General features: G+C 35.9%; 11 protein-coding genes. 9 read left to right on the top strand and 2 right to left on the bottom strand.

Annotation, left to right across the window (positions count from 1 at the left end; genetic code table 11):
* From HMPREF9171_RS1000000113630 to HMPREF9171_RS104665, 6 genes are all read left to right on the top strand, one after another.
* A partial coding sequence (locus HMPREF9171_RS1000000113630; RefSeq protein ID WP_211204268.1) for a PTS lactose/cellobiose transporter subunit IIA occupies positions 1–96 on the top strand: 96 nt, incomplete at its 5' end.
* A gap of 16 nt (positions 97–112) precedes the next feature.
* Entirely contained in the window at positions 113–433 is a 321-nt protein-coding gene (locus tag HMPREF9171_RS104645; RefSeq protein WP_000590363.1) for a PTS sugar transporter subunit IIB, read from the top strand.
* Between the two features lies 1 nt (position 434).
* A complete protein-coding gene (locus tag HMPREF9171_RS104650; RefSeq protein WP_000032671.1) occupies positions 435–1,736 on the top strand; it encodes a PTS sugar transporter subunit IIC in 1,302 nt (433 codons plus the stop codon).
* Positions 1,737–1,916: 180 nt separating this feature from the next.
* Positions 1,917–4,373, top strand: a complete 2,457-nt coding sequence (locus HMPREF9171_RS104655; protein ID WP_000166141.1) for a glycyl radical protein — start codon at positions 1,917–1,919, stop codon at positions 4,371–4,373.
* A gap of 9 nt (positions 4,374–4,382) precedes the next feature.
* Entirely contained in the window at positions 4,383–5,051 is a 669-nt protein-coding gene (locus tag HMPREF9171_RS104660) for a fructose-6-phosphate aldolase (protein WP_000394891.1), read from the top strand.
* A gap of 67 nt (positions 5,052–5,118) precedes the next feature.
* Positions 5,119–6,207 (top strand): glycerol dehydrogenase, encoded by a 1,089-nt coding sequence (locus HMPREF9171_RS104665; protein WP_000862118.1) that lies wholly within the window; start codon positions 5,119–5,121, stop codon positions 6,205–6,207.
* Positions 6,208–6,358: 151 nt separating this feature from the next.
* Here the strand turns inward: HMPREF9171_RS104665 and cysK are convergent, their stop codons facing one another.
* The gene (gene cysK, locus HMPREF9171_RS104670) at positions 6,359–7,285 is read right to left on the bottom strand and encodes a cysteine synthase A (RefSeq protein ID WP_000036943.1); all 927 of its coding nucleotides are present in this window, start codon (positions 7,283–7,285) and stop codon (positions 6,359–6,361) included.
* 90 nt (positions 7,286–7,375) lie between these two features.
* A complete protein-coding gene (locus HMPREF9171_RS104675) occupies positions 7,376–8,020 on the bottom strand; it encodes a YigZ family protein (RefSeq protein WP_001108149.1) in 645 nt (214 codons plus the stop codon).
* Positions 8,021–8,075: 55 nt separating this feature from the next.
* On the opposite strand from HMPREF9171_RS104675, the gene HMPREF9171_RS104680 reads away from it, so the two are divergent.
* From HMPREF9171_RS104680 to hpf, 3 genes are all read left to right on the top strand, one after another.
* Complete coding sequence (locus HMPREF9171_RS104680; RefSeq protein ID WP_000432963.1) at positions 8,076–9,365, top strand: ATP-dependent helicase ComFA; 1,290 nt, start codon at positions 8,076–8,078, stop codon at positions 9,363–9,365.
* Positions 9,365–10,030, top strand: a complete 666-nt coding sequence (locus HMPREF9171_RS104685; protein WP_000128292.1) for a ComF family protein — start codon at positions 9,365–9,367, stop codon at positions 10,028–10,030. Before HMPREF9171_RS104680 ends, HMPREF9171_RS104685 begins: the two co-directional genes overlap by 1 nt.
* Before the next feature lie 76 nt (positions 10,031–10,106).
* Positions 10,107–10,661 (top strand): ribosome hibernation-promoting factor, HPF/YfiA family, encoded by a 555-nt coding sequence (gene hpf / locus HMPREF9171_RS104690; RefSeq protein WP_000599096.1) that lies wholly within the window; start codon positions 10,107–10,109, stop codon positions 10,659–10,661.
* Positions 10,662–10,792 lie beyond the last annotated feature (131 nt).

Genomic DNA, 10,792 nt, shown 5'->3' with positions numbered 1-10,792 from the left:
CTTCATTCTCAGGATCATTTGATGACAAGTATTACTGAGATTAACTTGATTAAAGAAATTATTGATTTACGCCAGGAATTACATATTCAAAAATAAGTAAAGGGGATCAAATATGATAAAAATTGGTTTATTCTGTGCAGCAGGTTTTTCAACAGGTATGTTAGTAAACAATATGAAAATCGCAGCGGATAAAGAAGGGATAGAGGCACATATTGAAGCTTATTCACAAGGAAAAATTGCAGATTATGCTAAAGATTTAGATGTTGCATTACTTGGTCCACAAGTTAGCTATACTCTAGATAAATCAAAATCAATCTGTGATGAATACGGTGTACCAATAGCAGTTATTCCAATGGCAGATTATGGTATGTTGGATGGTGTAAAAGTTTTGAAACTTGCTTTGAGTTTATTGGAAACAAGAAAAGAGGCTTGATATGTCAAAGTTTGATAGTCAGAAAATAATTACTCCGATTATGAAGTTTGTCAATATGCGAGGGATTATTGCACTCAAAGATGGCATGCTAGCAATTTTACCACTAACAGTTGTTGGGAGTCTCTTTTTAATATTAGGGCAGCTTCCATTTAAAGGTCTTAATCAAGCCATAGCTAATGTTTTTGGACCAGAATGGACAGAACCATTTATGCAAGTTTATTCAGGAACTTTTGCGATTATGGGCTTGATTTCCTGTTTTGCAATTGCTTATGCTTATGCTAAAAATAGTGGTGTAGAACCGTTACCTGCTGGCGTTTTATCACTTTCGTCTTTCTTTATTTTAATGAAATCATCTTATATTCCTGTAAAAGGAGAAGCAATAGCGGATGCTATTTCTAAGGTTTGGTTTGGCGGTCAGGGGATTATTGGAGCAATTATTATTGGCTTAGTAGTTGGTGCTATCTATACATGGTTTATCCAACATCATATTGTTATAAAAATGCCAGAGCAAGTACCACAGGCAATAGCAAAACAATTTGAAGCTATGATTCCAGCTTTTGTTATCTTTCTTTTATCGATGATTGTTTATTTGATTGCTAAGGTAACAACTGGAGGTACCTTTATTGAGATGATTTATGATATCATTCAAGTACCGTTGCAAGGCTTAACAGGCTCACTTTATGGAGCAATTGGGATTGCTTTCTTTATTTCATTCTTATGGTGGTTTGGTGTCCATGGCCAATCTGTGGTGAATGGTATTGTGACTGCTTTGTTACTATCCAATTTAGATGCCAATAAGTCTTTATTAGCAGCAAATCGCTTAACATTAGATAATGGCGCTCACATTGTAACACAGCAGTTTTTGGATAGTTTCTTGATTTTATCGGGATCAGGAATAACTTTTGGACTAGTTATTGCGATGCTTTTTGCAGCAAAATCAAAACAATACAAGGCACTTGGGAAAGTGGCCGCTTTTCCCGCGATTTTCAATGTTAACGAGCCAATCGTCTTTGGCTTTCCAATCGTAATGAATCCTGTGATGTTTCTGCCTTTTATTTTAGTACCAGTTTTGGCAGCTTTAATTGTTTATGGAGCTATTGCGGTTGGTTTTATGCAACCATTCTCAGGTGTTACTTTACCATGGAGTACTCCAGCAATTATTTCTGGATTCATGGTAGGTGGTTGGCAAGGTGCACTCGTCCAAATAGTCATTTTAGCTATCTCAACTGCTGTTTACTTCCCATTCTTTAAAATCCAAGATAATATTACTTACAAAAATGAATGTGAAATGGAAAGGGGATAGCTAGCAGATAAGAGGTTGAGGTGTGTAATGCATCTTAACCTTTTTCTAAAAATGCACATTTGTGCAACTTTAGATGTAGCATTCTATTCTTTATTTTCTTCTTGTTATTTTAGGATTTAGGTGCTATTATATTTACGAAGAAAAACTTTTTAGTTTCGAAAGAAACAAGTGGAGGCTGCTATGACCAAACAATTACTCACTCAAAAATATACAAATGATGTTCAACAAAATTCTCAAAAGCATTTTGGCTATTTGACAGAGCGCATGTATTCTTATCGCGATAAGGTTCTTGATAAGAAACCATTCATAGATGCAGAACGTGCTATCTTGGTAACTGAAGCCTATCAAAAGCATCAGGAAAAACCTAATGTTTTAAAGAGAGCTTACATGTTGCAAAATATTTTGGAAAAAATGACAATCTATATTGACGATGAGACAATGATTGTCGGTAACCAAGCTTCATCTGATAAAGATGCTCCTATTTTTCCAGAATACACTCTAGAATTTGTTGTAAATGAACTAGACCTTTTTGAAAAACGAGATGGTGATGTCTTTTACATTACAGAAGAAACCAAAGAACAAATTAGAAATATTGCACCTTTCTGGGAAAATAATAATTTACGGGCTCGTGCGGGCGTTATGCTTCCAGAAGAAGTTCAAGTTTATATGGAGACAGGCTTCTTTGGGATGGAAGGTAAGATGAATTCTGGGGATGCTCACTTAGCTGTTAACTATCAGAAGTTACTAGAAGAAGGGCTTATTGGCTTTGAAAAAAAAGCAAGAAAAGCTAAATCTGATTTAGATTTAACAAAGCCTGAGAGTATTGACAAATATCATTTCTATGATTCTATTTTAATTACAATAGAAGCTGTTAAAACCTATGCAGAGCGTTTTGCTATCCTAGCAAAAAAACAAGCTAAAACAGCAAATACTAAGAGACGTCAGGAATTGTTAGATATCGCTAGTATTTGTGAACGAGTGCCATATTACCCAGCTGAAACGTTTGCAGAAGCTGTTCAATCGGTTTGGTTTATTCAGTGTATTCTTCAAATAGAATCAAACGGTCATTCTCTATCTTATGGACGCTTTGATCAATACATGTATCCATATGTTAAAGCTGACTTAGAAGCTGGACGTGAGACTGAGGATTCGATCGTTGAGCGCCTAACTAACCTATGGATTAAAACAATAACTATTAATAAGGTTCGTAGCCAAGCTCATACGTTTTCGTCTGCTGGTAGTCCTCTTTACCAAAATGTAACGATTGGAGGACAAACCCGATATAAGGAAGATGCTGTTAATCCTTTATCATTTCTAGTACTAAAATCAGTCGCTCAGACACACTTACCACAGCCTAATCTAACGGTTCGTTATTATGCTAACCTAGACAAGTCATTCATGAATGAAGCTATTGAAGTTATGAAATTAGGCTTTGGTATGCCAGCTTTTAATAATGATGAAATTATTATTCCATCATTTATTAAAAAAGGAGTTTCCGAAGAAGATGCCTATGATTATTCAGCGATTGGTTGTGTCGAAACAGCAGTTCCTGGGAAATGGGGTTATCGTTGTACCGGCATGAGCTATATCAACTTCCCTAAAGTGTTATTAATTACAATGAATAATGGCATTGACCCGGCTTCTGGGAAGAGATTTGCGCCTTCTTATGGGCATTTCACCCAGATGACCTCATATAAAGAACTTAAAGGAGCTTGGGATAAAACGCTTCGTTACTTAACTCGAATGAGCGTTATTGTTGAGAATGCTATTGATATTAGTCTCGAAAGAGAAGTACCTGATATTCTTTGTTCAGCTTTAACTGATGATTGTATTGGACGAGGTAAGCACTTAAAAGAAGGTGGTGCAGTATATGACTACATATCTGGTCTACAAGTTGGAATCGCTAATCTTTCAGACTCACTTGCTGCGCTTAAAAAATTAGTATTTGAAGAAAAACGCCTAACCACATTAGAAGTATGGCAAGCATTGCAGAGTGATTACGCAGGTCCGCGTGGTGAAGAAATTCGTCAAATGTTGATCAATGAAGCACCAAAATATGGAAATGATGATGACTACGCGGATAGTTTAGTACGTGAGTGTTATGATGTTTATGTTGAAGAAATTGCTAAATATCCCAACACACGCTATGGACGTGGACCAATCGGTGGTATTCGCTATTCAGGAACGTCCTCTATTTCAGCAAATGTAGGCCAAGGACGAGGTACTTTAGCAACTCCAGATGGTAGACATGCAGGAACTCCATTAGCTGAAGGTTGTTCACCATCTCATAATATGGACAAAAAGGGACCTACCTCTGTTTTGAAATCAGTTTCGAAGTTACCAACTGATGAGATTGTCGGCGGTGTACTCCTTAACCAAAAAGTCAACCCTCAAACCTTGGCAAAAGAAGAAGATAAACAAAAATTAATTGCCTTACTTAGAACATTCTTCAATCGCCTTCATGGTTACCATATCCAGTATAATGTTGTCTCACGTGAGACTTTGATTGATGCTCAGAAGCACCCTGAAAAACACCGCGATTTGATTGTGCGTGTAGCAGGTTATTCTGCATTCTTTAATGTCCTATCTAAGGCAACTCAAGATGATATTATTGCACGTACAGAACATGCTCTTTAGGAGATTATTATGGAATTTTTACTTGACACTTTAAATTTAGAAGCTATAAAAAAATGGCATCATATACTGCCACTAGCAGGTGTAACTTCAAATCCCACCATTGCTAAGAAAGAAGGAGATATACATTTTTTCCAACGCATTCGTGATGTTCGAGAAATTATTGGACGTGAAGCAAGTTTGCATGTTCAAGTAGTGGCCAAAGATTATCAAGGAATATTGGATGATGCTGCTAAAATACGCCAAGAAACGGACGATGACATTTATATCAAAGTCCCAGTTACGCCAGATGGATTAGCAGCAATTAAAACGTTAAAAGCAGAAGGTTATAATATTACAGCCACAGCAATATACACCAGTATGCAAGGTCTTTTGGCTATATCAGCTGGAGCAGACTACCTAGCACCTTACTTTAACCGAATGGAGAACCTTGATATTGATGCGACACAAGTTATTAAGGAATTAGCGCAAGCAATAGAGCGGACAGGTTCTTCTAGCAAAATTTTAGCAGCTAGTTTTAAAAACGCTTCACAAGTAACGAAGGCCTTATCACAGGGTGCTCAATCAATCACCGCGGGACCAGATATTTTTGAATCAGTCTTTGCGATGCCATCTATTGCAAAAGCTGTTAACGACTTTGCAGATGATTGGAAAGCCAGTCAACACTCAGAACATATTTAACAGAGAACGCCAACTTTTGAGGCTGTATCTTTAACATAAAATTTTTTAAAGAAGAAAGAGGTTGAGAATGAAAGTTTTCGCAAGTCCATCGCGCTATATACAAGGAAAGGATGCTTTATTCCAAAGTATTGAACATATCAAATCTTTAGGTCAGACTCCACTTATCCTTTGTGATGATGTTGTTTATAATATCGTTGGAGAAAGGTTTTTATCTTATCTACAAGACGATTTGTTACCACATCGTGTTTCATTTAACGGAGAAGCATCTGATAATGAAATCAATCGTGTCGTTGCTGTTGCGAAAGAAAAGAATAGTGACCTTATTATTGGACTTGGTGGTGGAAAAACTATTGACTCTGCAAAGGCAATTGCAGATAAAGTTAATTTACCAGTGGTCATTGCACCAACAGTAGCTTCAACAGATGCCCCAACGTCAGCGTTATCAGTAATCTATACAGATGAAGGAGCTTTTGAAAAATATATTTTTTATTCAAAGAATCCAGACCTAGTTTTGGTCGATACTCAAGTCATTGCTCAAGCGCCAAAACGTTTACTAGCTTCTGGGATTGCAGATGGCTTAGCTACTTGGGTTGAAGCGAGAGCAGTCTTACAAAAAAATGGAATAGCGATGGCTGGCGGTAGACAGACTTTAGCGGGCGTGGCAATTGCCCAAGCATGTGAGCGTACTTTATTTAATGATAGTTTACAAGCTTTAGCGGCTTGTGATGCCAAAGTGGTTACAAAAGCTTTAGAAAATGTTATTGAAGCTAATACCTTACTTAGTGGTTTAGGTTTTGAAAGTGCAGGATTAGCTGCAGCTCATGCTATTCATAATGGTTTTACTGCCTTGAGTGGAGATATTCATCACTTAACCCATGGTGAAAAAGTTGCCTATGGAACGTTGACGCAACTTTTCCTCGAAAATAGACCAAAGGAAGAAATTGATCGCTACATTAATCTTTACCAAGCGATTGGAATGCCAACTACACTTGCAGAACTCCATTTGGGTGATGCAACATATGAAGAACTTTTAAAAGTTGGTCAGCAAGCAACAATTGAAGGTGAAACAATACATGAAATGCCATTTAAAATTAGCGCAGAGGATGTCGCTGCAGCCCTGTTAACGGTTGACCGTTATGTTTCAAATCATCAATAAAAACAATAGAACCAAGTGAAATTGCTTGGTTCTATTTGTCGTTTTAATATTTTAACTAAATAGGGCTTACTAGTATTTAAAGAGATATAAATTAAAAAAGATCAGACAATATATCTAATCTTTTTTAGTTATCATTTACTGAAGATTAAAGTTATTCAAAATCATACAGGCTTGTTGATAAGTAACGTTCGCCATTATCAGGGAGAAGAGCTAAAACTTTTTTCCCTTTTCCTAGTTGTTTAGCCACTTCAATAGCAGCATAAATAGCAGCTGAAGCAGAAATTCCTGCGAGGAAACCTTCTAGTCCTCCGATGATACGTCCTGTTTCAATAGCATCGTCAGATGTAACGCGAATGATATGATCATAAGAATCTGTAGCCAATGTTTCTGGAATGAAACCTGCAGAAATCCCTTGTATTTTATGAGGCCCAGGTTGCTCACCAGAAAGGATTGCAGATTCATCAGCTTCTACAGCATAAATAGCGACATCAGGATTGACTTTTTTTAATGTACGAGAGACACCAGTAATTGTCCCACCAGTTCCCACACCTGCGATAAAAGCGTCTAAACCTTTTTCACCAAAAGCCTCGATAATCTCCCTACCAGTCGTTTTTTCGTGGATTTCTGGATTGGCTTGATTATTAAATTGCAGGGGTAGCCAAGCATTTTGCTCTACAGAAATTTCTTTTGCCTTAGCAATAGCTCCCTTCATCCCTTCACTACCAGGTGTTAGTACTAATTGAGCACCATAGGCTTGAATGATTTTACGACGTTCGATTGACATGGTTTCTGGCATAACAATAATAACATTATACCCTTTAGCTTTTCCTACCCAAGCCAAACCGATACCTGTATTACCAGATGTAGGTTCTACGATTGTATCTCCGGCTTTAAGAATCCCTTTTTGCTCTGCATCTTCAATCATAGCTAGAGCAATACGATCTTTGACAGATGAACCTGGGTTAAAGGATTCTAACTTAACGTACACATCTGCAGCTCCTTCTGGAACAATATGATGTAATTGAATAATGGGTGTATTTCCGATTAAGTCTGTAATAGAATTATAAATTTTTGACATAAGCTATACCTCTTCATGATATTGGTTAAGAATATTATAAAACTCACATTGATTAAAGTAAAATATCAATTCTTTATCAAGTGATAGCTATTATTTATCGGTTTCATCCTTAAAGGGAATTTCAACAATTTGACTCCCTTCTTCAGTTAACAAAGCTTTTCCTTGGTAGAACTCTGTCAAATTAGTTATTGTGTGTTCAAATTCCTTAGGGTCAACGTATATTTTACAGGTTACAGCTTCTAAAAATTCTGTTTCAAACTCCTGAAGGTGGTGCTCTTTTAGGAAGTTGTCAAAAGTTTGATATTGAGGATAGGTTAATTGAATACGAATACCAATTTGTTCTTTAACTTCTACTACCTCGATCTCTTTGATGGCATTAGCTACGCTACCAGAGTAGGCACGAATAAGCCCCCCTGTGCCTAATTTGATACCTCCAAAATACCGTGTAACGACGGCAACAACATTTGTCAGGCCTTGCTTTTCAAGTACGGTTAGCATAGGGATACCTGCTGTACCACTAGGTTCTCCATCATCACTAGATCGTTTTATATCCCCTTTTTCGCCAATAACCATAGCTGAACACGAATGATTGGCTTTGTAGTGCGCTTTCTTGATTTGCGTAATATAATTACGCCCCTCCTCTTCGGACTCTACTCGCTTTAGATGACAAATAAATCGCGATTTTTTAATTTCTTCTTCGACAATTCCGTCTGATTTTATCGTTTTATAGTTCATAGAGAAATTTTACAAAAATTCTTCAAATTTAGCAAAAAAATCCGAATGAAACAATATGGAAAATTATTTAGGTAGACTTTGGACAAAAGCACAATTATCTGAGCAACTTAGAAAAATTGCAATTAGCTTGCCATCTTTTATAAAGAAAGGAAGCGACTATATTTGTACCCGATGCTCTAGTTCTGTTGCTAAAAATTGCCAATTACCAACTGGAAATTATTATTGTAGAGAATGTATAGTTTTTGGAAGAGTTACTAGTAATGAAAATTTATATTATTTCCCACAAAAAACATTTTCTAAAACGAATTCTTTAAAATGGAAAGGGGGACTGACACCTTATCAAAATGAGGTTTCAGAAGAGTTGTTGAAAGGTATTTCAAGTAAGGAAAATCTTCTTGTTCATGCTGTGACAGGGGCTGGTAAAACAGAAATGATATACCACTCTGTCGCCAAAGTAATTGATACTGGAGGAAGCGTTTGTATTGCCAGTCCTAGAATTGATGTTTGTTTAGAATTGCATAAGCGACTTTCAAACGATTTTAGATGTGCCATAACATTAATGCATGGAGAATCTCCTTCTTATCAGAGATCCCCTTTAACTATTGCTACAACACATCAATTGTTAAAATTTTATCATGCTTTTGATTTGCTAATTGTTGATGAAGTTGATGCTTTTCCATATGTCGACAACCCGATACTATACCATGGTGTAAAACAGGCTTTAAAGGAAAACGGAACAAGTATTTTTCTGACTGCAACTTCAACGACTGAGTTAGAAAGAAAAGTTGCAAGAAAAGAACTAAAAAAATTGCATCTAGCTAGGAGATTTCATGCCAATCCGTTAGTGATACCCGAGATGGTTTGGGTAAGTGGTATCCAGAAAAGCTTGCAGACACAAAAACTACCTCCCAAATTATATCAGCTGATAAATAAACAGCGACAAACGAGATATCCTTTGTTATTATTTTTCCCCCATATTTCAGAAGGTCAGGTATTCACCGAAATGTTAAGACAAGCCTTTCCTATGGAAAAAATTGGTTTTGTTTCAAGTAAGAGCACATCTAGGTTAAAGTTAGTGCAAGATTTTCGAGATAACAAATTGTCTATCCTAGTGTCAACTACCATTCTAGAGAGAGGAGTAACTTTCCCTAGCGTCGACGTTTTTGTTATACAAGCAAATCATCATTTGTTTACGAAAAGTTCCTTGGTACAAATTTCAGGAAGAGTTGGAAGAGCATTAGAAAGGCCCGAAGGGCTCCTTTACTTCCTTCATGATGGGAAAAGTAAATCGATGCACCAAGCTATAAAGGAGATTAAAAACATGAATCATATAGGAGGATTTTAATGACTTGTTTGTTATGTCATGAAATAGATTTATCGCAATTAACTTTTGTGGAACTTATGCTTCTAAAACCAAAGCAAAATGTAATTTGTCAAACGTGCAAGGGTAGTTTTGAAGCACTTAGTAGGGAGATGGGTTGCCAAACATGTTGCAAGCAAATTCCCCAAAAACAATGTCAAGATTGTATTTATTGGGGTAAAAAAGGTATAGAGGTAAATCATTTTTCCCTTTATAGATACAATGAAGCAATGAAAAAATATTTTTCTCTTTTTAAATTTCAAGAGGATTATTTGTTGAAAGATGTTTTTACAAAAGAAATAAAAGCTGCTCTAAAAAAGTATAAGGGCTACACTATAGTGCCAGTTCCCTTGAGTCATGAAGGATACCAAAATAGGCAATTTAATCAAGTGATTGCTTTTCTACAATCGGCAAATATACCTTACAAAAATATTCTTTCTAAAAAAGATGGAGGTAAGCAATCGGCTAATAATAAAGAAGAAAGACTCAAACAAGTTCAGCAATTTACATTAAAAAATGAGGCTGAGTTAAGGGATAACCTTTTAATTGTTGATGATATTTATACAACAGGCGCAACAATAGCACAAATCAGGAAACTATTAGAAGAAAAAGGTATAAAAAATATAAAAAGTTTTTCATTAGCACGCTAAAATCTTGCAAATTTTCATGAAAGCGGTTATAATAAGAATATAGAAAGCGTTAACAACGCAAGAAAGAGGTACTCATATGATTAAATACAGTATTCGTGGTGAAAACATCGAAGTAACAGAAGCTATTCGTGAGTATGTTGAGACCAAACTCTCTAAAGTTGAAAAATACTTTAATGAAGAACAAGAATTAGATACTAGAGTCAACCTCAAAGTATACAGAGAGAAGACCGCAAAAGTTGAAGTAACAATCTTAATAGATTCTATTACTTTACGAGCAGAAGATGTTTCACAAGATATGTATGGGTCAATTGACTTAGTTGTTGATAAAATTGAGCGTCAAATTCGTAAAAATAAAACTAAAATTGCGAAAAAATATCGTGAAAAGATTCCAGCAAGTCAAGTTTTCACAACAGAATTTGAGGCTGAGCCAGATGAAGAAGCAGTAAGCCAAAGAATTGTACGTACTAAGAATGTTAATCTAAAACCAATGGATGTTGAGGAAGCATTGTTGCAAATGGAACTTTTAGGTCATGATTTCTTTATCTATACAGATGCAGAAGATAATACGACAAATGTCCTTTACAAGCGTGAAGATGGCGAACTAGGTTTAATTGAAGCTAAAGGAAATTAACTTTGTAACATAGTTTAAAAAATCTCAGAGTTTTCTCTGAGATTTTTTTAAAACCTATTGACAACAAATAAAAAATTATAGTATACTAAATGAGTTCTTAAGCGAACCTAATATTGTATTATCATTTTATA

Origin of the sequence: Streptococcus agalactiae ATCC 13813, assembly GCF_000186445.1 — a bacterium.
Taxonomy (GTDB): domain Bacteria; phylum Bacillota; class Bacilli; order Lactobacillales; family Streptococcaceae; genus Streptococcus; species Streptococcus agalactiae.
The sequence above is the reverse complement of the archived record's forward strand: the minus strand, read 5'-3'. Positions and strand labels throughout refer to the sequence as shown.

Excerpts from the sequence above, each read along its gene's own strand:
- HMPREF9171_RS104645 (WP_000590363.1), top strand. The coding sequence starts at position 113 with ATGATAAAAATTGGTTTATTCTGTGCAGCAGGTTTTTCAACAGGTATG.
- hpf (WP_000599096.1), top strand. The coding sequence starts at position 10,107 with ATGATTAAATACAGTATTCGTGGTGAAAACATCGAAGTAACAGAAGCT.
- cysK (WP_000036943.1), bottom strand. The coding sequence starts at position 7,285 with ATGTCAAAAATTTATAATTCTATTACAGACTTAATCGGAAATACACCC.
- HMPREF9171_RS104675 (WP_001108149.1), bottom strand. The coding sequence starts at position 8,020 with ATGAACTATAAAACGATAAAATCAGACGGAATTGTCGAAGAAGAAATT.
- HMPREF9171_RS104655 (WP_000166141.1), top strand. The coding sequence starts at position 1,917 with ATGACCAAACAATTACTCACTCAAAAATATACAAATGATGTTCAACAA.
- HMPREF9171_RS104685 (WP_000128292.1), top strand. The coding sequence starts at position 9,365 with ATGACTTGTTTGTTATGTCATGAAATAGATTTATCGCAATTAACTTTT.
- HMPREF9171_RS104665 (WP_000862118.1), top strand. The coding sequence starts at position 5,119 with ATGAAAGTTTTCGCAAGTCCATCGCGCTATATACAAGGAAAGGATGCT.
- HMPREF9171_RS104660 (WP_000394891.1), top strand. The coding sequence starts at position 4,383 with ATGGAATTTTTACTTGACACTTTAAATTTAGAAGCTATAAAAAAATGG.
- HMPREF9171_RS104680 (WP_000432963.1), top strand. The coding sequence starts at position 8,076 with ATGGAAAATTATTTAGGTAGACTTTGGACAAAAGCACAATTATCTGAG.
- HMPREF9171_RS104650 (WP_000032671.1), top strand. The coding sequence starts at position 435 with ATGTCAAAGTTTGATAGTCAGAAAATAATTACTCCGATTATGAAGTTT.